Annotated in this window: 22 protein-coding genes; 16 read left to right on the top strand and 6 right to left on the bottom strand. The window is 67.3% G+C overall.

Annotation, left to right across the window (positions count from 1 at the left end):
* Nucleotides 1-56 precede the first annotated feature (56 nt).
* Together ABUA28_RS10565 and ABUA28_RS10560 are read right to left on the bottom strand one after the other, a co-directional pair.
* Nucleotides 57-1,037, bottom strand: a complete 981-nt coding sequence (locus ABUA28_RS10565) for a ketopantoate reductase family protein (protein WP_349904138.1) — start codon at nt 1,035-1,037, stop codon at nt 57-59.
* A gap of 9 nt (nt 1,038-1,046) precedes the next feature.
* Entirely contained in the window at nt 1,047-2,519 is a 1,473-nt protein-coding gene (locus ABUA28_RS10560) for a DHA2 family efflux MFS transporter permease subunit (RefSeq protein WP_349904137.1), read from the bottom strand.
* 79 nt (nt 2,520-2,598) lie between these two features.
* On the opposite strand from ABUA28_RS10560, the gene ABUA28_RS10555 reads away from it, so the two are divergent.
* From ABUA28_RS10555 to ABUA28_RS10530, 6 genes are read left to right on the top strand one after another with little or no spacing between them, the layout of a single operon-like run.
* On the top strand, nt 2,599-3,237 hold the full coding sequence (locus ABUA28_RS10555) for a TetR/AcrR family transcriptional regulator (protein ID WP_349904136.1): 639 nt from the start codon (nt 2,599-2,601) through the stop codon (nt 3,235-3,237).
* On the top strand, nt 3,234-4,166 hold the full coding sequence (truB, locus tag ABUA28_RS10550; RefSeq protein WP_349904135.1) for a tRNA pseudouridine(55) synthase TruB: 933 nt from the start codon (nt 3,234-3,236) through the stop codon (nt 4,164-4,166). Before ABUA28_RS10555 ends, truB begins: the two co-directional genes overlap by 4 nt.
* Nucleotides 4,163-4,531, top strand: coding sequence for a hypothetical protein (locus tag ABUA28_RS10545; protein ID WP_349904134.1), 369 nt, complete (start codon nt 4,163-4,165; stop codon nt 4,529-4,531). Before truB ends, ABUA28_RS10545 begins: the two co-directional genes overlap by 4 nt.
* Before the next feature lie 11 nt (nt 4,532-4,542).
* Nucleotides 4,543-5,001 (top strand): hypothetical protein, encoded by a 459-nt coding sequence (locus ABUA28_RS10540; RefSeq protein ID WP_349904133.1) that lies wholly within the window; start codon nt 4,543-4,545, stop codon nt 4,999-5,001.
* Between the two features lie 3 nt (nt 5,002-5,004).
* Nucleotides 5,005-5,952, top strand: a complete 948-nt coding sequence (locus ABUA28_RS10535; RefSeq protein ID WP_349904132.1) for a bifunctional riboflavin kinase/FAD synthetase — start codon at nt 5,005-5,007, stop codon at nt 5,950-5,952.
* Nucleotides 5,903-7,195: an MFS transporter gene (locus ABUA28_RS10530; RefSeq protein WP_349904131.1), complete on the top strand. Its 1,293-nt coding sequence runs from the start codon at nt 5,903-5,905 to the stop codon at nt 7,193-7,195. Before ABUA28_RS10535 ends, ABUA28_RS10530 begins: the two co-directional genes overlap by 50 nt.
* 14 nt (nt 7,196-7,209) lie before the next feature.
* On the opposite strand, the gene ABUA28_RS10525 is transcribed toward ABUA28_RS10530, so the two are convergent.
* Nucleotides 7,210-8,142 (bottom strand): ROK family protein, encoded by a 933-nt coding sequence (locus tag ABUA28_RS10525; protein WP_349904130.1) that lies wholly within the window; start codon nt 8,140-8,142, stop codon nt 7,210-7,212.
* A 66-nt stretch (nt 8,143-8,208) separates the two neighbouring features.
* Between ABUA28_RS10525 and ABUA28_RS10520 the strand changes: the two genes are divergently transcribed.
* From ABUA28_RS10520 to ABUA28_RS10495, 6 genes are all read left to right on the top strand, one after another.
* Entirely contained in the window at nt 8,209-8,682 is a 474-nt protein-coding gene (locus tag ABUA28_RS10520) for an SRPBCC domain-containing protein (protein WP_349904223.1), read from the top strand.
* 114 nt (nt 8,683-8,796) lie between these two features.
* Entirely contained in the window at nt 8,797-9,744 is a 948-nt protein-coding gene (locus ABUA28_RS10515; protein ID WP_349904129.1) for a sugar-binding transcriptional regulator, read from the top strand.
* Nucleotides 9,741-10,745, top strand: a complete 1,005-nt coding sequence (gene deoC, locus ABUA28_RS10510; protein WP_349904128.1) for a deoxyribose-phosphate aldolase — start codon at nt 9,741-9,743, stop codon at nt 10,743-10,745. Before ABUA28_RS10515 ends, deoC begins: the two co-directional genes overlap by 4 nt.
* Before the next feature lie 9 nt (nt 10,746-10,754).
* Entirely contained in the window at nt 10,755-12,251 is a 1,497-nt protein-coding gene (locus ABUA28_RS10505) for an aldehyde dehydrogenase family protein (RefSeq protein WP_349904127.1), read from the top strand.
* On the top strand, nt 12,248-13,102 hold the full coding sequence (locus tag ABUA28_RS10500; RefSeq protein ID WP_349904126.1) for an aldehyde dehydrogenase family protein: 855 nt from the start codon (nt 12,248-12,250) through the stop codon (nt 13,100-13,102). The genes ABUA28_RS10505 and ABUA28_RS10500 overlap by 4 nt, the downstream gene beginning before the upstream one ends.
* A 331-nt stretch (nt 13,103-13,433) precedes the next feature.
* Entirely contained in the window at nt 13,434-15,008 is a 1,575-nt protein-coding gene (locus tag ABUA28_RS10495) for a stealth family protein (protein ID WP_349904125.1), read from the top strand.
* Between the two features lie 9 nt (nt 15,009-15,017).
* Here the strand turns inward: ABUA28_RS10495 and ABUA28_RS10490 are convergent, their stop codons facing one another.
* Nucleotides 15,018-15,956, bottom strand: coding sequence for a phosphodiesterase (locus tag ABUA28_RS10490; protein ID WP_349904124.1), 939 nt, complete (start codon nt 15,954-15,956; stop codon nt 15,018-15,020).
* A gap of 236 nt (nt 15,957-16,192) precedes the next feature.
* Here ABUA28_RS10490 and ABUA28_RS10485 point away from each other — a divergent pair, with 236 nt between their 5' ends.
* A complete protein-coding gene (locus tag ABUA28_RS10485) occupies nt 16,193-16,783 on the top strand; it encodes a GDSL-type esterase/lipase family protein (protein ID WP_349904123.1) in 591 nt (196 codons plus the stop codon).
* A 55-nt stretch (nt 16,784-16,838) separates the two neighbouring features.
* Nucleotides 16,839-17,381 carry a sugar O-acetyltransferase gene (locus tag ABUA28_RS10480; RefSeq protein ID WP_349904122.1) on the top strand — a complete coding sequence of 181 codons (543 nt, stop codon included), beginning with the start codon at nt 16,839-16,841 and terminating at the stop codon, nt 17,379-17,381.
* A 1-nt stretch (nt 17,382) separates the two neighbouring features.
* On the opposite strand, the gene ABUA28_RS10475 is transcribed toward ABUA28_RS10480, so the two are convergent.
* Entirely contained in the window at nt 17,383-18,711 is a 1,329-nt protein-coding gene (locus ABUA28_RS10475; protein WP_349904121.1) for a M20/M25/M40 family metallo-hydrolase, read from the bottom strand.
* Between the two features lie 28 nt (nt 18,712-18,739).
* Here ABUA28_RS10475 and ABUA28_RS10470 point away from each other — a divergent pair, with 28 nt between their 5' ends.
* Together ABUA28_RS10470 and ABUA28_RS10465 are read left to right on the top strand one after the other, a co-directional pair.
* Nucleotides 18,740-19,171: a DUF6804 family protein gene (locus ABUA28_RS10470; protein WP_349904120.1), complete on the top strand. Its 432-nt coding sequence runs from the start codon at nt 18,740-18,742 to the stop codon at nt 19,169-19,171.
* 254 nt (nt 19,172-19,425) lie between these two features.
* Complete coding sequence (locus tag ABUA28_RS10465; RefSeq protein ID WP_349904119.1) at nt 19,426-21,606, top strand: DEAD/DEAH box helicase; 2,181 nt, start codon at nt 19,426-19,428, stop codon at nt 21,604-21,606.
* 6 nt (nt 21,607-21,612) lie between these two features.
* Here ABUA28_RS10465 and ABUA28_RS10460 read toward each other — a convergent pair whose 3' ends face one another.
* The gene (locus ABUA28_RS10460) at nt 21,613-23,142 is read right to left on the bottom strand and encodes a maltokinase N-terminal cap-like domain-containing protein (RefSeq protein WP_349904118.1); all 1,530 of its coding nucleotides are present in this window, start codon (nt 23,140-23,142) and stop codon (nt 21,613-21,615) included.
* Between the last annotated feature and the right edge of the window lie 83 nt (nt 23,143-23,225).

Below are 23,225 nucleotides of genomic sequence, written 5' to 3'. Positions count from 1 at the left end.
CTCGGATCGGCCGATATCCGTGCCAGAGTCCTGAATTTCCGAAGGGCAGGGCGGAGTCAGCCGAGGCGGTCGGCAACCTGGGCTGGCGTGAGGAAGATGCCCGTGCGCTCGACCTCGTGCACCATCGCGACGAGTTCCCGTTCGACCGGGGTGGCGATTGCGACCCGCTCTGCTGCCGCGACGACCGCACCGTTGAGATAGTCGATCTCGGTCGCCTGGCCCCGACGGATGCTCTGCAGCGTCGACCCCGGATTGGGCGTCGCGCCCATCCTGGCCTTCATCGCGAGCGGGATGAGCTGCCCGACATAGACGGGCAGCCGCACGAGCAGTTTCAGCAGCGTGGCGCTCAGCCCCTGCACCCTCTCGAACTCGATGCCGAGGGCGAGCCCCACTCGCACGGCCTCTCGCATGCTCTCGGTCATGATCCGTCTGAGCCTGCGATCGGCGATGACATCCTGGGCACTGAGTCCCGTGATGGCGGGGAGCGCGTTGATGTGGTTCACCGCGAGCTTTGTCCACTGCGCCCCCTCGAAGTTGTCCGTGATGGTGACGGGCATCACCGCGCCGAGCACTCGGGACACGTAGAGGGCGCCGGAGACCGAGCCACCGATGCAGGTGACTCCGTCCGTGGTCACCGAAACCTTGCCGGGGGACAGATAGGACGCGGCATAGAGGGCGAGTGCGCCGACGACGTCTGCGCCCGGCAGCACACGCCGCGCGACCGTGAGTGCATCGAGGCCGTTCTGAACGATGACGACGGGAATGCCGTAGAGGAATTCGGAATTCTGGCGAAGTGCCGCTTCCGCGTCCTGCGCCTTGGTCGTGACGAAGGCGAGTTCGGGAGTGCGGGTCAGGATGTCGCTGGCGGCCACCCGAGCGGTGAAGTTCCCCCAGGCTCCCGCGAGCTCGATCCCGTTGTCGAGGATCGTGCGCAGCTGGGTTCCCCGTGCGGTCACCGTGACCTCGTGTCCGCCACGCGAGAGCAGGGCGGCGATCGTCCCGCCGACAGCGCCGGCACCGACGATCGCCACTCTCATGCTCGAATCCTATGCTGAGACGGTTTCCCGCTCTGCCTGCGCCGCCACAGTCGGCCCATCATGGTTGGCGGCGCGACCCGCGGGCAGGGACAGCGCGACGATCGCGGTCGCCGCGAGCACGAACGCCCCCACCAGCACGGCCGGGATGGCGGCACTGACGTACGCGGTGGGGGTGAGCTGGCCGCCCGCCCCGGTGAAGACGGCGGTGAGCACCGCGATGCCGAGTGCGACCCCGATCTCGCGCAGTGTCGAGTTCGTGCCGCTGGCCTTCGCGTGGTCCTCCGCGCGCATGGTCGCGAGCACGGCCGTGGACGACGGGGCGAAGACGAGTCCCATTCCGACGCCGGCGATGAGGAACGGCGCAACCATCTGCGCGTAGGGAAGCGTCGCGCTCATCGTTCCGGCGAGCCAGAACAGCGCGATCGCCTCGAGGGAGAGGCCGGTGACGATGAGCGCGCGCGTTCCGACGCGACCGGAGACGATTCCGGCGAGCGGGGCGACGACCATCGGCGCGAGCGTCCACGGCATGGTCTGCACGGCTGCGTCGAGGGGCGAAGCGCCCTGCACGATCTGCAGGAACTGGATGAGGATGAACACGGCCCCGAACATCCCGAAGCTGAAGCCGACACCGACCAGGTTGGCCACGGAGAAGCTGCGGTCGCGGAACAGGGTGAGCGGAAGCAGCGGCGCGGGGGAGCGCCACTCCCAGAGCACGAAGGCGATGAGCAGCACGGTGCCGCCGATGAGCGAGGCGAGCACCTCGAGGCTGTCCCAGCCCGCGGGGTTTCCCCGCACGATGCCGAACACGACCGCGAGCACGCCGAGTCCGACGAGGAGCAGGCCGACGAGATCCGCGCGCACCTTGGCTCCAAAGCTGTTGGGGAGGGCGATCAATACGAGGGGGATCGAGAGGATGCCGACCGGCACGTTGATCCAGAAGATCGCCTGCCAGTTCCAACCCTCGACCACGGCACCGCCGATGAGCGGACCGACGGCAACACCGAGGCCGGCGACGCCGCCCCAGATGCCGATGGCCAGCGCCCGCAGTCTCGTCGGCACGGAGCCCGCGATCAGGGTGAGCGAGAGCGGCATGAGCGCGGCCCCGCCGATGCCCTGCACTGCCCGGGCCGCGATGAGCTGGCCAGGGGTCGTGCTGAGGCCCGCGAAGGCGGAGGCGACGGTGAAGACGAGGATGCCGGCGGCAAAAACCGTGCGCCGTCCGAAGCGGTCGCCGAGTGCGACGGCCATGAGGATGAAGGTGGCGAAGCTCAGCGTGTACGCGTTGACGAACCACTGCAGCTGCTCGACCGACGCACCCATGTCTTCGTGGATGACGGGGAGCGCGTTGGTCATGACGAGGTTGTCGAGGCTCGCCATGAACATCGGCAGGGAGGCCGCGAGGATCGTGAGCCAGATGGGCAGGTGGTGGCGGAGGCTGCCGCCGGAACTGCTGGAATTCGGGGGTATGGATGCGTCGGTCATGGGAGTCTTTCGAGAATCGAAATAAGTAATCGGACGATTACCAACGCAACATTAGTTATTGACTGATAACCTGTCAAGCGTGAACGAGAAAACCCGGATGCGCGCGGAAGATCGGCGAGAACTCATTCTCGCTGCGGCCACGAGGGTGTTCGGTGACTACGGCTATGTCGGTGCCACGACGAGCCAGGTGGCGAAGGCCGCCGGTGTGAGCCAGCCCTACGTCGTGCGCATGTTCGGCACGAAGGAGAAGCTCTTCGTCGAGGTGCTCGGTCGAGCCCTTGGCCGGCTGCTGGACACCTTCCGGGCAGAATTGGCCGAGGAGTCGGATGTGCCGCTCGCCCGCCGCTTCGGCCTCGCCTACGTCAATCTCGTCAGCGAACCGGGGCTCTTGCTGTCGCTCATGCACGGCTTCGTCCTCGGCAGCGACCCGGTCGTGGGGGAGGCGGCGCGCTGCGGTTTCATGGACGTCTATGCCTTCCTGCGCGATGAGGCCGGATTCGATCCCGGCGAGGTGCAGGGCTTCCTCGCGGGCGGCATGATGGTCAACACCATGGTGGGCCTCAGGATGACAGACGACTACGACACGAACCCGGCGGTTCGCGAGCTGCTGGCCGCGGCGTTCCCCGAGAAGCTTGCGCTGCTGCGCGAGATGGCGCAGCGCCAGCGGGAGCGAGAGGCTGCAGAGCGAGAGACGAGCGAGCACGAGGCCCGGGCGTGACGGCAGCCGCCGGCGTGACAGGGCGGCGCAGCGGCATCCTGCTCGTCGACAAGCCGCAGGGCATCACGAGTCACGACGTCGTCGCCCGCACGAGGCGCCTGGCCGGTACGAGAAAGGTGGGCCACGCCGGCACCCTCGATCCGATGGCGACGGGCCTGCTCGTGCTGGGCGTCAACAGTGCGACGAGGCTGCTCACCCACCTGGTCGGGCTCGACAAGGAGTATTTCGCCACGATCCGGCTCGGGGCCTCCACCAACACGGATGACGCGGAGGGCACCGAACTGAACCGCGCACCCGCGGACGCCGTCGCCGCAATCACGCCGGAGGCCATCGCAGACGGCATCGCCCACCTCAGCGGCGAGATCAGCCAGGTGCCGAGCAGTGTCAGCGCCATCAAGGTCGACGGCAAGCGCGCGTACACGCTCGCCCGGGAAGGGCAGGAGGTCGAGCTCGCGGCGAGGGCCGTGACGGTGTCGGCATTCGAGCTGCTCGACTCCCGCAGCGAAGCGGGCTTCCTCGACCTGGACGTGCGCGTCGAGTGCTCCTCGGGCACCTATATCCGCGCGCTCGCCCGCGATCTCGGTGCAGCGCTCGGTGTCGGCGGGCACCTGACTGCGCTTCGCCGCACCCGTATCGGTCCATTCGCTGTGACGGATGCCGCGGAGATCGCGACGATGGACGTCGCCTCGGTGCTCCTCGACCCCGCCCTCGCCGCCGCCCGCCTGTTCCCGAGCTACGCCCTCAGCGCACAGGAGGCAACGGACTTCGGCCACGGCAAGCGACTCGCCATCGCGGACCCACAACTCGCCGCCGCGCGTGGCCCGATCGCCGCGGTCGAACCGGATGGGAGACTGGCAGGGCTTATCGTGCTGACTGATGGAGTGGCCAGGCCGTTGGTGAATTTTCCGAGAGACGAGGGTGATACGTGATCGAGTGGTTCTCATGGCTGCAATTGGCCGTCGCGGTGCTCGCCGGTGTGTTCTGCATCGTCATGGGACTGGTCGGCCGACTGCCGAATGACTACACGCTCGGCGCGACCCTGCTCGTCGAACTGCTTCTGATCGTGCAGCTGGTGATGGCGATCATCGCACCCCTGGTCGGCAACCCGCCGACCGGTAGCGTTCTCGAGTTCTACGTCTACCAGATCTCGGCGGTCATCCTTCCGCCCGCCGCGGTGTTCTGGGCGCTCATCGAGCGCAATCGCTGGAGCACGGTGATCCTCGGCGTCGCCTGTCTCTCCATCGCGGTCATGGTGTACCGCATGTATCAGATCTGGACAGTTCAGATGGCCTAATCTTGAGCGTGATGCCTAACAAATCCAGCAATACCGGCAATTCCCGCGCCACCGGTGTCGGTCGCGTCCTCGTTGTCGTCTACGCAATCCTGGCCCTGGCGGCCACGGGTCGCTCCGTCGTTCAGATCATCGAGCGCTTCGACGAGGCACCGCTCGCATACTCGCTCTCCGCACTGTCAGCGATCGTCTACATCGTCGCGACGATCGCGCTCATCGCACCGGGGATCGCGTGGTACCGGGTCGCCTGGGCCACGATCAGCTTCGAGCTGCTCGGCGTGCTCGTGATCGGCAGCATCAGCGTCTTCGTGCCGGATGTGCTCGGCCTGTCCGGCGCAGATCCCTTCGGCAAGCAGTCCACCGTGTGGTCCGTCTACGGGCTCGGGTATGTCCTGATTCCGCTCGTGCTGCCCGTGCTCGGAATGCTCTGGCTCTCGCGACACCGCCCTGCCGTCACATCCGTGCAGGCCTGAGACGTGCAGTTCTATACCTCAGTTGACCAGATCCCCGAGGGCTATGGTCCCAGCGCCGTCACGATCGGCAAGTTCGATGGCGTGCATTCCGGCCACCGTGCGGTCATCGGCGAACTGCTGGCGATGGCGACGCCCCTGGGACTCGTGACGACGATCGTCACCTTCGACCGGCACCCGCTCGCCCTGCTGAATCCGGAGCGCTGCCCACCCGCGCTCGTCAGCAATGAGCAGAAGATCGAGCGACTCGCCGAGACCGGCGTGGACACCACTCTCATGCTCGAGTTCAATCGGGCACGCAGCCAGCAGTCAGCGGACGAGTTCGCGAAACAGGTGCTCGTGGACGCGCTCCACGCGAGGATCGTCTTCGTCGGCAGTGATTTCACCTACGGATCGCGTGGACTCGGTACCGTGCAGACCCTCGAGGCCGCGGGGCGCGAGCACGGCTTCGAGGTGCGGCTCGTGGATGACGTGCGCGCCAGGGAGGGTCGCCGTGCCTCGTCGACGTGGATTCGCGAGGCGCTCGCCGCGGGCAACGTCAGGGAGGCGAGCGAAGTGATGGGGGCGCTGCCGACCCTGCGATCTGTTGTGGTCCGCGGCGAACAGCGCGGGCGTGCCCTCGGCTTCCCGACGGCTAATCTGCGCCCCGGGCCCGAGGGCCTGATTCCCGCTGACGGTGTCTATGCTGGCTGGCTCGGGGTCGATGGCGAGAGCTACCCCGCGGCGATCTCCGTGGGCAACAACCCCACATTCGATGGCGTGCCGGAGCGTCAGGTCGAGGCCTACGTGCTCGACCGTGACATCGACCTCTACGACAAGACGGTGACCGTCTCGTTCGTCGACCACATCAGGGGCATGGAGAAGTTCGACGGCATTCCCGCGCTGATCGCGGGTATCGAGAGCGATGTCGCGCGAGTGCGCGACATCCTGGGGGTGCCTCATCGCGACGCCTGAGTCTCGCCGGCTCCCGCTCTGGGCGGGCAGGACGGTCGCACTTCTCGGCATCATCCTGGTGGCACTGAACCTGCGCACGGCGGTCGCCGCGATCTCACCCATCGTGAGTGAGATCGGCACAGAGATCCCGCTCAGTGCGGTCGGGCTCGGCCTTCTCGGCATGCTTCCTCCCGTCTGCTTCGCACTGTTCGGCATCCTCACTCCGCTCGCGACGCGGCGTGCGAGCCTCGAGCTCATCACCACGCTCGCTCTCGTCGGCGTCCTCGTCGGCCACCTGCTGCGCGCGACCTCGACGTCGTTCACGATGCTCGTGGTGGGCTCGGTCGTCACCTTTGCGGGCATGAGCGTGGGGAACGTGCTGCTGCCACCGCTCGTGAAGCGCTACTTTCCCGACCGCGTCGGCCTCGTTACCTCCCTCTACGCCACGGTCATCTCGGTGAGCACCTTCATCCCGCCATTCATTGCCGTGCCGGTCGCCGACAGCGCCGGGTGGCGGGTCTCGCTCGGGATGTGGGCGGTGACGACGATTGTCGCGATCGTGCCGTGGTGCACCCTGTTGGTGCGCGCGCGGTTGGACAAGACCGAGCCGGCGCAGCCGACGACGGAAGAGATCGAGACCGCCACGGCAGCCGCGCTCGGCCGCGTATGGCGCACTCCCGTCGCCTGGGCTGTCATGGTGGTGTTCTGCGTCTCCTCGGTGAACGTGTACACCTTCTTCGCCTGGATGCCGGACATGCTCCACGACATCGCCGGAAGCGACCAGGCCCAGGCTGGCGCGCTGCTCGGCCTCTACGCCGCCATGGGCCTGCCGACCTCGATGCTCGTGCCGGTGCTCGCCGCACGGATGCGCAACGTCAGCGGCCTCATCTTCGGTGCCGTCGTGCTGCTTCTGCTCGGAGATCTCGGCCTGCTGCTCGTGCCCTCGGTGGCAACCTGGCTGTGGGTGTGCCTGGCCGGTCTCGGCGGCCTCCTCTTCCCGCTCGCCCTCGTGCTCATCAACGCCAGGACACGCACTCACGAGGGCTCGGTGGCGCTGAGCGGTTTTGCGCAGGGAGTCGGGTACACGATCGCCTCTGCGGGGCCGTTGCTGTTCGGAGTGCTGCACGATCTGAGTGGCGGATGGTTCTGGCCGCTCGCGTTCCTCGTGCTCGTGGCACTCGCTCCGATCGTGGCGGGAATCGTGCTGTCGGGCTCGCGCATGATCGAAGACGAGTGGCACAGGCCGTATCGCTCAAAGAACTGAGCGCGAAAGCAGCCTCAGGCGAGCACTTCTGAGCGGTGGATGAGCGCAGCGGCGCCGATGAGTGGGCCGTCGCTCGACAGCCCACTGGGCACCACCTTCACCTTGGTGACGAAGCCGAACTGCTTCCGCGGCGCGATCGCAGAGCGGATGTGGTCGAACAACGCCGGGGTCACATGAGAGAACCCTCCTCCGATCGCCACGATCTCGAGGTCGACGAGGGCGGTGGCCGAGGCGATTGCCTGGCCGATTGCGCGTCCCGAACGCTCGATGGCGGCCGCGGCGATCGGATCGCCCGCGGCATAGCTCGCGCCGAGTTCTTCGCCGCTCGACCCGGACCAGCCCTGTCGTCTGGCCCAGGCGACCGTCATGGGGCCGGAGGCGATGGCCTCGACGCATCCGATACCGCCGCACGAGCACGGGTCGTCGAACCCCGCGACCTCGACGTGGCCGATGTGGCCCGCATTGCCGGTCGGGCCAGAGACCGTGTTGCCCTGCAGGATGAGCCCGCCCCCGATTCCGGTGGAGACGATCATGCCCATGACGTTGTCGTAGCCGCTCGCTGCACCGATCCAATGTTCCGCCAGGGTGATGCAGAGGCCGTCCATGCGTAACTGCACCGGCACATCCACTCGGGATGCCACGAGTTCACGAAGCGGAAAATCGCGCCAGACCGGAAGGTTGAGCGGGGAGACCAGGCCGTCGGCTTCGATGAGGGGTCCTGCGGAGCCGATGCCGACGCCGCCGAGGTGCAACCCAGCCGGGAGCGCCGACATCGCCTGGTCGACGACGAGGGTGACATTCTCGGCGAGTTCCTCGGAGCTTCGGCCCGGGCCGGTCGGTGCGCGGAAGCGGGTCTCCGGGAGCACGAGGCCGCTGTCGTCCACGACTGCAGCCTCGACTTTCGTCCCACCCAGATCGACGGCAAGCGCGAGGGTTCTGCTGGTCATGGTCCCAAGCCTACGGGCTTACTGCCCTCGGTCAGTTCCGCGGCGTACAGTTGCAGCGTGCCCGCAATGGAACTGGCTTTCGAGCGCCAGATCGAGCTTTCTCCCGCGATCGTGTGGGACGCGCTCGTCGACGCCGAGCTCGTCTCCGGCTGGCTCGCCGAGGCCGGCATCGAGCCCGTCGAGGGCGGGCGCTACGACCTGGTCTGGCTCTACAGCACCGACCAGCCGCCCACCTCCGGCACGATCCAGACCCTGGTCGAAGGCGAGCTGCTCGTCATCGACACGGACAACCGTGGTCAGATCGTCTTTGCACTCGAGGAGATGCGCGGGGGCAGCAGGGGCAGCTCGACGAGGCTCACCCTCACGGTGGCGGTCGAGCTCGACTCGGCGTTCCTCCCGCGAGTGCGGGCCAACTGGATGATCAGCCTCGACCAGCTCGAGGAGCTGCTGCGCGGGCATCCGGTGGACTGGGAGAACTGGGACAACGACCACATCGAGACCTGGACGGAATACCGCGACGAGTTCGCCACTCGCCGCTGAGCTGCTCGGCTGAGCACCGTCACGCTTGTGCTCTGCTCGTTTGAGCATCATGCTCAACGGATGTTGGAATTGTCCGCGAACGCGCCTAGCCTTGAATCGAGAGGGGGTGCCAGGATGACCGACCACGGACTGCAGATCGTGCGCGTCGCGGAGCTCTATTACGACGACCATAAGACCCAGGACGAGATCGGTGCACTTCTCGGCATCACCCGGTGGAAGGTCGGTCGCCTGCTCAACCAGGCGCGGGACGAGGGCATCGTCCGCATCGAGATCGTGCACCCGCGCGCGAGGCGCCTCGGCGTCGAGCGCGAGCTGCGGGAGCGTTTCGGGCTGAAGGACGCGGTGGTCATTCCCGCGGCAACCGACGGGATGGCCAAGGAACTGCCTGGCCAGGTCGCGCAGGCTGCCGCCGATTACCTGGCAGCGCTGCGCCCCGTGCCGCGCACCCTCGGCATCAGCTGGGGACGCACCTTGAGCGACGTTGCAGACCGGCTGCGCGACGGCTGGGCGACGGCGGTCACCGTCGTGCAGATCAACGGCGGGGTGAGCCTCAACCGCCGCGCGGGCACCGCCGCCACTACCGCCGCATTGATCGCGGAGAAGGCCTCCGGCCACGCCGTGCTGCTGCCGAGCCCCGCGATCCTGGAGAGGATCGAGACCAGGCTCGCGATTGAGGCAGACCGCACGGTTGCGGGAGTGCTCGAACAGGCGACCACGGCATCCGCCTACCTCTACAGCGCCGGCGTCGCGGACGAGAGCTCCGTGCTCGTCGACAGCGGCTACCTGACCCCCACGGATGTCGCGGAGCTCGTGCGCAAGGGCGCGGTCGGCGATGTGGTCGGCCGCTACATCGACGCCAATGGCAACACCGTGGACCCGGCGCTCGACGAGCGCACCGTCGGTCTCGGGCTGGACCAGCTCCGCAGCGCGGACACGGCGATCTTCGTCGTCGCGGGAGAAAGCAAACACGACGTTGCACGCGCGGTCGTCACGAGCGGCCTGTGCACCGTGCTCGTGACCGACGAGGCGACGGCACAGACCCTATTGGAGGAGAACAGATGACTCTCACACAACCCGTCACGCTGGCGCCCGCCGAGCGCGCCGTGCAGCTGCTCGGCGGTGATCTCACGGAGAAGAGCCTCAGGCTGCACCTGGAGGGGCTCTCCGGTGTCGATGCCGTCGGCCTCGAGGCACGCGCTGCGTCACTCGCCACCCGCTCGATCAAGACCACCTCGAAGGCGTGGGCACTCGACACGATCATCTCGCTCATCGACCTCACGACGCTCGAGGGCGCGGACACCCCCGGCAAGGTGCGCTCGCTCGCCGCGAAGGCGATGACGCCGGACCCGTCCGATCCGTCGACGCCGCGTGTCGCCGCGATCTGCGTCTACGGCGATATGGTGCCGTACGCGCTCGAGGCGCTCGGGTCGGCGCACTCTACGGACGGCATCCAGATCGCCTCGGTCGCCACGGCCTTTCCCAGCGGGCGCGCGTCAGTGCGGGTGAAGCTCGCGGACGTCCAGGATGCGGTGCTCGCCGGCGCAGACGAGATCGACATGGTCATCGACCGCGGCGCGTTCCTCTCCGGGCGCTATGGCGAGGTCTTCGACCAGATCGTCGCGGTCAAGGAGGCCTGTCGTCGTGAGGACGGCAGCTATGCCCACCTCAAGGTGATTCTCGAGACGGGGGAGCTCACCACTTACGACAACGTGCGCAGGGCGTCGTGGCTCGCGATTCTCGCGGGCGGCGACTTCATCAAGACCTCGACGGGCAAGGTGTCTCCGGCCGCGACGCTTCCGGTGACCCTACTCATGCTGCAGGTCGTCAACGACTGGTACCGGCTCACAGGGGAGAAGATCGGCGTGAAGCCGGCCGGCGGCATCCGCAGTTCGAAGGACGCGATCCGCTATCTCGTCACCGTCGCCGAGACCGCCGGTGAGGACTGGCTCGACCCGCACCTGTTCCGCTTCGGCGCATCCAGCCTGCTCAACGACGTGCTGCTGCAACGCCAGAAGCTCCGGACCGGCCACTACAGCGGCCCCGACTACGTGACGATCGACTAGGAGAACCACATGTCATTTCTGGAATATGCCCCGGCTCCGGAGTCGAAGGACATCCTGAACCTGCAGAAGAGCTACGGGCTCTTCATCGACGGAGCGTTCGTCACGGGCCACGGCACCCCGTTCGCGAGCATCTCTCCGGCGAACGAGGAGAAGATCGCCGAGATCTCCACCGCGGATGCCACGGACGTGGATGTTGCCGTCGCCGCCGCGCGTCGCGCCTACGAGCGCAGCTGGTCGAAGCTGTCCGGTGCCGATCGTGGAAAGTACCTGTTCCGCCTCGCCCGCCTCGTGCAGGAGCGCGCGCGCGAGCTCGCCGTCGCCGAGAGCCTCGACAACGGCAAGCCGATTAAGGAGTCACGGGATGTCGACGTTCCGCTCGTCGCGGCCTGGTTCTTCTACTACGCGGGCTGGGCCGACAAGCTCGACTACGCCGGCCTCGGGCCGAACCCGCACGCGCTCGGAGTGGCCGCGCAGGTCATCCCGTGGAACTTCCCGCTGCTCATGCTCGCGTGGAAGATCGCCCCGGCGCTCGCCGCGGGCAACACCGTCGTACTGAAGCCCGCGGAGACGACCTCGCTCACGGCCCTCCTGTTCGCCGAGATCCTGCAGCAGGCCGAACTGCCCGCGGGCGTCGTCAACATCGTCACGGGGGCAGGAGAGACCGGCTCGCTGCTCGTCAACCACCCAGACGTCAACAAGGTCGCCTTCACCGGCTCGACCGCCGTGGGCCGCGCGATCGCGAAGTCGACCGCGGGCACCGGCAAGAAGATCACGCTCGAGCTCGGCGGGAAGGCCGCAAACATCGTCTTCGACGACGCGCCCATCGACCAGGCCATCGAGGGCATCGTCAACGGCATCTTCTTCAACCAGGGACATGTCTGCTGTGCCGGCTCGCGTCTGCTCGTGCAGGAGAACATCCAGGATGAGGTGGTCGACCGGCTCAAGCAGCGGCTGTCCACCCTGCGGCTCGGCGACCCGCTCGACAAGAACACCGACATCGGGGCGATCAACTCGCGCGAGCAGCTGGACCGCATCCGCAGGCTGAGCGACGTGGGAGAGCAGGAGGGTGCGGAGCGCTGGACCTCGGACTGCGCGATCCCCGACAAGGGATTCTGGTTCGCCCCGACGATCTTCACGAACGTCTCGACCAGCCACCGCATCGCGCGAGACGAGATCTTCGGACCGGTGCTGTCCGTGCTGAGCTTTCGCACCCCGGCCGAGGCGATCGCGAAGGCGAACAACACCCCGTACGGGCTCTCCGCGGGCATCTGGAGCGACAAGGGATCGAAGATCCTCGCCGTGGCAGACAAGCTGCGCGCCGGTGTCGTGTGGGCCAACACCTTCAACAAGTTCGACCCCGCGAGCCCCTTCGGCGGTTACAAGGAGTCCGGCTACGGCCGCGAGGGCGGGCGCCACGGTCTCGCCGCCTACCTGCAGTCCGCTGGCTGGTCCGACGCTGGTCGAGCAGAGAATGCCAAGTCCATCAAGAAGGGAGCCACCAAGTGAGCCACCTCGCCATCCCCAAGACCTACAAGCTCTACATCGGCGGAAAGTTCCCGCGCAGCGAGTCCGGGCGCAGCTACGAGGTGCTCGCAGCGTCGGGCGCCTTCCTCGCCAATGCGGCCAAGGCGAGCCGCAAGGACGCCAGGGATGCCGTGGTCGCCGCCCGCGCCGCCGTCTCCGGCTGGTCCGGTGCCACCGGCTACAACCGCGGCCAGGTGCTGTACCGCATCGCCGAATTGCTCGAGGGTCGGCGCGCCCAGTTCGTGGACGAGATCGTCTCCTCCGAGGGCATCTCGGCCGCGGCAGCGAACCGCCAGGTGGACGCGGCCATCGATCTCTGGGTCTGGTACGCCGGCTGGGCAGACAAGTACGTGCAGGTCGCGGGCAACGGCAACCCCGTCAGCGGTCCGTACTTCAACATCTCCACCCCGGAGCCGACCGGAGTCGTCGCGGTCATCGCGCCGCAGGACTCCTCCCTGCTCGGTTTCGCGAGCGTGGTCGCGCCGGCACTCGTGAGCGGCAACACCGTCGTGGTGCTGGCGAGCGAGAAACTGCCGCTCAGCGCGATCAGCCTGAGCGAGGTGCTCGCCACGAGCGACGTTCCCGGCGGAGTCGTCAACGTGCTGACCGGATCGACCGCGGAGGTCGCGCCGTGGCTCGCGAGTCACGCGGATGTCAATGCGCTCGACCTCGCGGGCGCCGCGGACCTCGACTGGGTCGAGCTGCAGATCACCGCAGCCGACACCCTCAAGCGCGTACTGCCACCGGAGGAGGGCATCCCTGCTCCGTCGGTGGAGCGCGTGACCTTCTTCACCGAGACGAAGACCGTCTGGCACACCAAGGCGCTCATCTGATCCTGGCGCTCGCGAGCCAGGATCGATCCGCGTAGGGCCGATTGTTGGCTGTTTCCGCCCCAAAACTCCACTTTTAGGGCGGAAACAGCCAACAATCCGCTCGACAATACGGGACTAGGCACGCTCAGGTGTGCCAGCTAGAATGCGAGGATCGTCACCCGGAACCACCAGCGCATCACCGTTGGGTCTGGATCCACAGCAGGCGCCTTTCCCGATGAATTCATCGGGCACCGACAATTCGGGCTGCCGTGATTCTCGCGGCCGCACGAGAGATGCAGCGTGCGCTGCGATGCCGTGACCCACAGGGCTCCGGCGCTGAGAGAGAAGACGGATGACCCACCACCTCGTGCTTGTAGACGCGGTACCGTCGCACTCGTTCGATCGCGAGGACGTCGTGCTGCGCAAAGGCCAGTTCACGCTCGTCAACACGCGGCTCACTCCCCGGGAAGCGATGATCGAAGACCTCATCGCAGTACGCGGCGCGCTGGATGAGGCGCAGATCGAGTACCTCCTGGTGCGCGGAAGCGATGGTCGCCCCGTGCTCGCGGTTGACCGGAAGCGCCGGGCGTCCCTCGCCGAAGCGTTCGCGACGGCCTTCGCGAACGAGCCGTTCTATTCCAAGACCGGAAAGGCACGGGCTCACTTTCTCGCGGATGGCACATTGTCCCGCTCGCGCAAGGCTCGCGTGTTCCGTCTGTTCCGGCCGCGCATCGAACCAAACGGACGGCTGCGTTACGGGGCGTCGAACGGCATCCGGCTCGAGCTCTGGGACTTCGGCGTCGACGAGATCGTCGCGCCGGCGGCGAACGCGCTCATGCGCACGAGCGTGCCCCGCTCCGAGGCCGTGGACGCCACCGTGAGCCTGTTCGGGCTGGAGTGGCCGACGCTCGAGGGCATGTTCGCCGCCCACGCGAGCGATATCACCTTCGACATCGACATGGTCTTCTCTTGGGTCGACGGCACGGACATCGAGTTCCAGCGTGTGCGGGCCGCGCGGATGCAGGCCTACGTCGTCGGCGAGGGCGACGATTCAGAGGCCAGGTACCGCCAGATCGACGAGCTCAAGTACGCGCTGCGGAGCGTGTACCTCTTCGCGCCGTGGGTGCGGCGCATCTTCATCGTCACGGACTCGCCCCGCCCCGTCTGGCTGGACGAGCATCCGTCCGTCACCATCGTGCGCAGCGAGGAGTTCTTCCAGGACCCCGAGGCTCTGCCCACGCACAACTCGCATGCGGTCGAGAGCCAGCTTCAACACATCCCCGGACTCAGCGAGCACTTCATCTATTCCAACGACGACATGTTCTTCGGGCGTCCGGTCTCACCGGACATGTTCTTCTCGCCCGGCGGCGTCACGAAGTTCATCGAGTCGAGAACCCGCATCGGTCTGGGCCGGGCCGATACGGCGCGCAGCGGCTTCGAGAACTCCGCGCGGGTCAACCGCAGACTGCTGAACGAACGCTTCGGGCGGGTCACCACCCGCCACCTCGAGCACGCGGCCACCCCGCTGCGCAAGAGCGTCCTGCTGGAGCTGGAACGCGAGTTCGCGGAGGACTTCGCTCGCACGGCCAGGAGCGCGTTCCGGTCGAGCACCGACATCTCGGTCACCAACTCGCTGTACCACTACTACGCGCTGCTCACCGGACGCGCCGTCGCGCAGACCCAGGCGAAGGTCAAATACATCGAGACGACGCTCGCCTCCTCCCTCGCGGCAATGGACGAACTGCTCAGGAAGCGTTCATACGACTTCTTCTGCCTGAACGACGGCAGCGCGCCGGAGATCTCGGTCGAGGAGCGCACCACGGCGGTCCGCTCCTTCCTCGAGCGCTACTTCGGCATTCCCGCGCCATGGGAGCGTGCGGAGACGGGCGCCGAGCTCGGACGCCTGGACCGGGCGCAGGAGTCCTGATCGGCGGAGCTACGCCAGCACGGTGATCGGCATGGTCATCGGCGGCTCCTGCGGCACGGGTGCGCTCTCGGCGTCCGCGATGCGGATTCCGGATGCCGCGAGCCGCCGCCCGGTCTCCTCGGCATCCACGTAGTCGAGGGCCGCATACTCGCCGACGGGTACGACCGAGTGGAGCACGGTCCCGCGGTACACGTGAACGAGGTTGAACGCGCGCGCACCGTCCCTGCCGCGGGTACCGCCGACGGGAACGTTGAGGTCCTGGGTGTAGCAGGTGGCCGAGGCGACGGAGACGGGGATTCCGGCGAAGGTGCCCATCGAGGAGTAGTGCAGGTGTCCGGCGATGATGCTGCGGATATCGCTGCCCTCGAGCACCTCGGCGAGCCCTGCCTGCTCGCGCAACTCCACCGCGACGGCGAGGTCCAGCACGCTCGGCAGGGGTGGGTGGTGCATGGCGAGGATGGTGCCGTGCGGCGCGGGCACCGAGAGCTCCTCGGCGAGCCAGTCGAGCTGCGCATCCGTCACCTCGCCGTAGTGCTCGCCGGGAACACTCGAGTCGAGGGTGATGACCCGCAGCCCGTTGACGTCGTAGCTGCGATCGACCGGGCCTGCCGTGGGCAATTCGCCGAACAGTCCGGAGCGGAAGGCCTGCCTGTTGTCGTGGTTTCCCATCACCCAGATCACCTGGGCGCCGAGCCGCTCCGCGACCGGCTCGACGATCGAGCGCAGCTTCTGGTAGGCGTCCGGCTCGCCCTTGTCTGCCAGGTCGCCGGTGAAGACGATCGCCTCCGGCCTGCTGCCGGAGCTCTCGAGCTCGCCGAACAGCTGCCGGAGATGCCGCTCGCTGTCGAGGGTGTTGTACAGCCGACCCTGTCCCGCGAGCAGGTGGGTGTCGCTGAGGTGGAGGAGAAAGTGGTCCGCCCGAGGATACTCGGCCGTTCGAATGCTCACGCGATCCGTCCCTGGCTCTGCTGTGCGGACGCGGCGATCGCGCCAACGGTGTTACAGCACACATTCGACCATCGCGAAGTGGACGTTAGGTGTCCGCCACGCGGCACAACCGCGGATGGGGAAGTGGAATGCTGGTGCAGCACCCGCGATAGGGGTTCTGTCTGGAGATTCCCAGCGCGAGCGCGCATGATGTAAAGGCTGATACTCGACGCGCGGCGACCGAGAGGTTATGGATAATGACCGAAGAAACCATCGTTTTCCTGGGTGACAGCATCACCCAGGGCGGCGACTGGGCCGCGTGGTTTCCCGAGTTGAACACCGTCAATCTCGGCGTGGGCGGAGACACCACGGATGACGTTCTCCTGCGCCTGGACTCCGTGGTGGAGGCACATCCGGATGAGGTCATGCTGCTGATCGGGACCAACGACCTCGGCACCAGGCAGAGCGTCGAACATCTCGTGCGCAACATCCAGACCATGCTCGTATCGCTGCGCCGGGACCTGCCGGGTACGCGCATGCTCGTGCAGTCGATCCTGCCGCGAGGGCGCGAGTTCGCCGATCGCATCCAGGAGGCGAACATCCACCTGCGGCAGTTCGCGGCGACGATTCGCGCGCAGTATCTCGACCTCTGGCCGGCGTTCGCCGAGCCCGATGGCGAGATCAACCCCGCGTACTCCGACGACCGCCTTCACCTGAACGACGCGGGCTACGAGGCCTGGCTGGGTGAGCTTCGCCCCGCGCTGCAGCGCCTCAAGGATGAGCCGCCGATGACGAGCCCGATCCGGGCGATCCACGTCGACGACTATGCGAGGCCAGAGCCCGCCTGAGTCGCTCGGGGCGTGTCCGCAATCGCTCCGCCGCGGCGCGCGGGAGGATCGTTGGATGTCCAGCGAGCGCTTCATGCAGATCCACGGTCCCCAGTTCCAGGCAATGGCCGAGCGTGTGCTTGCGGTCACCGCGTTGACCTCGCGCCTGAATCTCCTGCCGTTCGACGACGAGGCCGGCAAGGCGGCACTTCTCGAACAGATCCTGGGCAAACCTCTGCCGGAGCGGGTGACGATCTATCCGCCGTTCTTCACGGACCACGGGCTGAACCTCGAACTCTCGGAGCGGGTGTTCATCAACCAGAACTGCACCTTCCTGGACCGGGCGGGCATCCGGATCGGCACGCGCACCATGATCGGGCCGAAGGTCACCTTCATCACCGTCGGTCACCCGGTGGATCCGGAGGAGAGACGCCAGTATCTCACCGGCGCACCGATCGACGTGGGTGAGAACGTCTGGATCGGCGCGGGAGCGACCATCCTGCCCGGGGTGACCATAGGTCGCGACGCCGTGATCGCCGCGGGCTCCGTCGTGGCGGACGATGTTCCGGCAGCGAGCCTTGCCGCGGGGCCGAAGGCGACCGTGCGTCGGCAGTGGTGAGCTACAGCTGGGCAACCAGGCGCGTGTAGAACTCGACACCGCGCAGGAAGGTGGCCACGTGCATCCGCTCGTTCATCGCGTGCAGCGTGCCGCGCTCCTCCGTTGACATCTCGAACGGGCTGAAGCGGTAGACGTGGTCCGAGATGCGCGCGTAATGGCGGCTGTCGCTCGCGGCCATCATCACGTATGGCGTGACGATCGTGCCGGGAAAGGTTGCCTCGATCGTGGATTTCACGAGTTCCCACGCCGGCCCGCTCGTGGGAGAGACGGGCGATGGCTCGTTCGGGTGCAGCACCGAGATGGCCACGAGCGGATCCCTGATCGCCCTGCGCACGTGCTCGACGGCCTCCGCCACCGAGGAATCAATGGCCACGCGGATGTTGACGGTCGCCTCTGCGCGCTCGGCCAGCGCGTTCGCGGCCTGGCTTCCGCGCAGCTCTGTGACGGCCTGCGTCGTGCGGATCATGGCTGCCGTCTCGTCGCTCAGGCGCCGGAACAGCGGGAGCAGGAGTGGCTTCGTGAGTGAGAGCCGCGTGAACACGAAGCGCAGCGCGCCCGTCGCGTGCGCTCCGAGCGTGCGGATCATCTCCTCGGTCGGCGCCGAGAATCCGGCGCGGAACGGCCTGCGATTGAGGCGCACGATGGCGCGCGCGAGCCGCACCGTCGCGGTGACCTTCGGGGGAGTGGAGGCGTGGCCGCCGTGCTGGTCGACCGTGAGCTTCAGGCTCAGGATGCCCTTTTCGCTCACCCCGACGACCGCGATGGGGTCACTCACCCCGGGGAAGATGTTCTTGACCACGGCGCCACCCTCGTCGATCACGAGCCCGGGGCGGACGCCGCGGCTCTCGAGCAGCTCGACGATCGCGCGTGCACCGCTGCCCTCGGTCTCCTCGTCGTGGCCGAAGCTCAGGTAGACATCGTTCTCGGGCGTGTGTCCGGCGAGAATCTGGGCCTCGACGCCCTCGAGCACGGCGACGAGCGATCCCTTGTCGTCGAGGGTCCCGCGACCCCAGATGAGCTGGTCTGCGCCCTCGCCGACGAGCTCTGCCGAGAACGGCGGATGCGTCCAGCCGTCCGCGCTCGCCGCCACGACGTCGTAGTGCGCCATCAGCACCGTCGGGGTCCCGCCGCCGCGCCCCTTCCAGCGGTAGAGCATCGAATGGCCGCCCACGAATTCGCGATCGAGCGCTTGGTGCACGGCCGGGTAGAGCCGGGGCAGCAGCGCGACGAACTCGTCAAAGGGAGCCCAGTCGGTCCCTGCCGGGTCGAGGCGGGAGATTGTGGGGAGGCGAACGAGAGCCTGGAGGCGAGTGACGGCGTCGTCGGTCATGGGCCTATTCTCACGCAACAATAGAGGCATGACCTCATACCCGACGCCGGAGTTCCGGCGCACAGCACTGGCGCCAGGGCTTCTCGGAGCCATCGTGCTGATTGCGGGACTCGCGCTCCTCGACAACACGGGCGCGTACCTCTGGATCCGGTTTCCGGTGAGCATCCTGGCCGTCATCGTCTGTATCTATGCCTGGCAGGGCAAGCAGCCCTGGTGGTTTATCGGTCTCGTGCCGATCGCTGTGCTGTGGAATCCGGTCTGGGTGATCGAGTTGCACGGGCAGTTCTGGGTGGCGCTGCAGTTCGTCGCGGCGCTCGTCTTCATTGCGGCGGGCATCCTGATCAAGATTCGCAACCCCGAGGATCGCAACCGGCGCGGGGGAACGCGCAGCGATGCCCGTCCGGACCCTCACGGTGGCAGCCGCGGCAATCGTCGGGAGCGCCGAGACGGGCGCAGCTGACCGGCTGTCGTTTTTCGCAACAGGCGGCTCCGCGTTCCGCTTTTGACCTCTTTGGGCCTAAACTGGGCCCTGCGCCCGGTGAATCCGTTCATCGCTCCGACCTTGGTCATCAAGTTGCTTCGGAGTTGGATCCACCGCCTCTCGAGTGAGTCTGCCGGTATGCACCGGTAGATGAGACGCGAAGAGCGCATCCCCAGGGATGCGGTGCGGTCACCTCTATAACGTGGTGGCCCGTGTTCCAGACCAGGAGGATCATGGCCCGCTCAGGCCAATCGCGCGGCAGCGCTACCCAGGGACAGTCCGGGAAGGCGACGCGCAAGCCCGTCCAGCGCAAGGCATCCGGGCGTTCGTCCCAGCGGCGTTCGCGCGGAAGTGACGACGTCGGAGTCATCCCCGTGCTCGCCCGCGCCGTGCGCGAGGTCGAGGGCGCGGCGGAACGAGGCAAGGTCGGTCCGTCCAATCGCACCAAGTTCCAGGTGATCGCGCTGCTGATGCGCGAGGAGCGCGCGAAGGCGAAGACCGACGCGAGCCTGACGGATGCCGAGCGCACCGAGCTTCTCAAGCGCCTCGATGGCGTCGCCACCATCCTCGCCAAGACCGCGGCACGGGACACCTCGCTCATCAGCCTTCTCGCGGAAGAGGCCGCGGTGACGGATGCCGCCCGCAAGCTCCGCCGTGACATGCTCATCGCCTCCGGTGCGGAGCTCGGCCCGGAAGAGCTCATCCTCGTCAAGGAGCCGGTGCCCGTGGCTCCGGAGGTCGAGAAACAGGTCGTGCCGCAGTCTGTCATCGCCCGCCAGCTGTCCAACCCCTTCCTCGCTCCGGACTTCACTCGCCCGGTCAAGGTCAAGCCCGCAACGCACCGCCTGGCCAACTGGGAGCTGCTCGACCCGCTGTTCCGCGCTTTCGAGTATGGCTCGGGCGGCACGGTCGCGAGCATGGAACTTCCCGAACCGTCGGCCGCGGACCGCGCGGTGCCGCAGGGCCTCGTGCTGTTCAACCACCAGGCGGAGTTCGTCGCGAGCGCTCGCGAGGGGCACCGCACCTACCTGCTCGCGGACGAGCCCGGCCTCGGCAAGACGGCCCAGGCACTCCTCGCCGCCCAGGTCTCGAACTCCTACCCGCTGCTCGTCGTAGTGCCGAACGTCGTCAAGATGAACTGGGCGCGCGAGGTCGAGCTGTGGACTCCGAACCACACGGCCACGGTCATCCAGGGCTCCGGGGAGAACCTCGACGCCTTCGCCGACGTCGTGATCGTCAACTACGACGTTCTCGACCGTCACATCGGCTGGCTGCGCACGCTGGGTTTCAAGGGCATGGTCGTCGACGAGGCGCACTTCATCAAGAACCGGGACTCCCAGCGTTCGAAGCACGTGCTCGCCCTGGCCGACAGCATCCGTCAGAGATCGCCGCGGGCGCTCATGATTGCGCTCACAGGTACGCCGCTCATCAACACGATCGACGACTTCCGTGCGATCTGGCAGTTCCTCGGCTGGATCGACGGAGAGAAGCCGACGGCGAGGCTCATGGCAGAGCTCGAGGAGAACGGCCTCACGCCCGCGGACTTCGGCTTCTTCGCCGAGGCCAGGCAGACCGTGATCGACCTCGGCATCGTGCGACGCAAGAAGCTCGATGTCGCGAGCAACCTCCCGTCGAAGCGCATCGCCGATCTCCCGGTCGAGCTCGACGACGACCTCGGTCGCAACATCAAGCAGGCGGAGGCCGCGCTGAGCGCGCGACTGCTCGATCGATTCCGTCGGGCCGTGGCCCTGTCGAAGACCGAGCACGAACGCTCCAGCCTCATTCGGATGGTTGCGCACGCCGAGCTCGAGGAATCCAAGGCCGCCAAGAGCGGAGACAACGTCTTCACGATGGTGCGCAAGATCGGACAGGCCAAGGCCGTGCTCGCGGCGGACTACACCGCGCAGCTCGCGCGCTCCGTCGGCAAGGTCGTGTTCTTCGCCAAGCACATCGACGTCATGGATGCGGCGGAGGAGACGTTCGCAAAGCAGGGTCTCAAGACGGTCTCCATCCGCGGGGATCAGACGGCAGCGTTCCGGGAGAGCCAGGTGCGTGCGTTCAACGAGGACCCGCAGGTGAGCGTCGTCGTTGCGTCGCTCACGGCCGCGGGCGTCGGTATCAACCTGCAGGCGGCATCCAACGTCGTTCTCGCCGAGCTCAGTTGGACCTCTGCGGAGCAGACGCAGGCGATCGACCGGGTGCACCGTATCGGCCAGGAGGAGCCGGTGACCGCGTGGCGAGTCATCGCGGCCCAGACCATCGACGCGAAGATCGCCGAGCTCATCGACAGCAAGGCGGGCCTTGCGGCTCGCGCGCTCGATGGTGATGACAGCGAGGTCGTTGCGGAGTCGAGCGTGCAGCTCGATGCCCTCGTACACCTGCTCGAGACGGCGCTGGAGCAGGCGGGGGAGTAGCCCGGATCAGAGCGCGCGTGCCCGCTCGGCGAGACGCGTGATCGCGGCCACAGGGATCGGCAGCCAGTCTGGTCGATTGCGCGCCTCGTAGACGGCTTCATAGATCGCCTTGTCGATCTCGAACGCGTCGAGCAGGGTGCGATCCTCTCGCAGATTGTGTCCCGTGCGCGCGCTGTACCCACCGACGAAGGCACGCCTGCAGGCGAGCGACCACTTCGTTGCCGAGGCTCCGGAGTGGGTGAGCGCGACGGCTCCGGCGACATAGTCAAAGGAACGCAGCATCCCCGCGACGTCGCGCAGCGGGCTGTCCGGCCGATTGCGCTCGGACATCGGGCGCAGCGGCTCCCCCTCGAAGTCGAGCAGCACCCAGCCGCGACCGGGCACCGCGAGTACCTGGCCGAGGTGCAGGTCGCCGTGGATGCGCTGGAGCTTCGGCCAGCGCGCCGCCGCCGCGCGCTCATACGCCGACTCGATCGGGCGTCGCCACTCGGCCAGTTCGGGAACCTCCGCGACGGCGAGGTCAAGCCTGTGCCGCATGCTCTCCATGCTGTCGCGGATGCCGGCCTCCGTGCTGTGGCTGGCCCCGAGAGTGCGCGCGAGCGTCTTGTGCGTCTCGGCCACCGCCTCGCCGAGCGCGCGCGCCGCAATGCTGAAATCGCGGTTCTCCTCCGCGGCGGCCAGCGCAACGCGCCAGGCATCCTCTACCCCGGGGAGAAACTCCTGCGCGGAGGCGAGATCACCGGTGGCGGTGCCATCCTCCCTGCCCGTGTCGCTCCAGCGTCCGGTGACGTGGCCGACCGGCCGCGGGACGATGAGCGAGCCCGCGGTGCCGAGGGCCTCGAGGAGTGTGACCTCGGGGTTGTCTCCGTGGTGAAGCGTGCGAAAGAGCTTGCAGATCACGGGCCGCGCGGGGGCGCCGTCCGTGTCCTTCATCTCGTAGACGATCGAGGTGTTGGACTGCTCGCCGCCCAGCACCCTCGAGGTGACGATGTCGACATCCGCCCCGGTGAGTGCTCGATGCCCCCGCGCGTACACGGCGGGTTCCGTGGCGGGTGTGCCGTGCGTGCTCGTGTCTGCTTCGCTCAGGATGAGCTGCAGCAGCGCCCGGGCGAAGGCCGGGTCGTGGGGCCCGTCGAAGAGGTACACGGGCTCCCCGCGCGTGTCTGCGTATTCAGCGAGGGGAGCGACGGGCACAGAGCCCGACGCCGTGCGACGTGCCGTCAGCGGCACCTGGTACAGCCGGGCAGGTGCTGCTTCATCGAGCACGAGCACCACGTAGATGCTGGCTTCTCCCGTGGGGTCGATGAGTTCGTAGCCGCCGACGATTCTCGCCCGGATGGTCCGTCCCTTGCCCGAGTACCAGCGCTGAGTGGAGATCCAGCTCGCAAGCCGGCCGAACGTACGCGGCTCCGAGATGGCGGCCAGCAGCGTGTCGATGCCCGGCGCGGTGCCCCCGCGCGACGGCGTAGCGGATGCCGAAATCACGACCACCTCCCGCGGCGAATGAGCGAAGCAGACCTGTGCAACGATACGCATGGAGCGTGGTGAGGGGCCACATTTCAGGTGATTCGTGGATACCCGCAGCGGGTCCCGACAAATAGACAGAACTGTCTACGTGG

Origin of the sequence: Parafrigoribacterium humi, from assembly GCF_040227205.1 — a bacterium.
In the GTDB taxonomy this organism is placed as follows: Bacteria; Actinomycetota; Actinomycetes; order Actinomycetales; family Microbacteriaceae; genus Parafrigoribacterium_A; species Parafrigoribacterium_A humi.
This window is presented reverse-complemented; position numbering and strand designations above follow the sequence as displayed.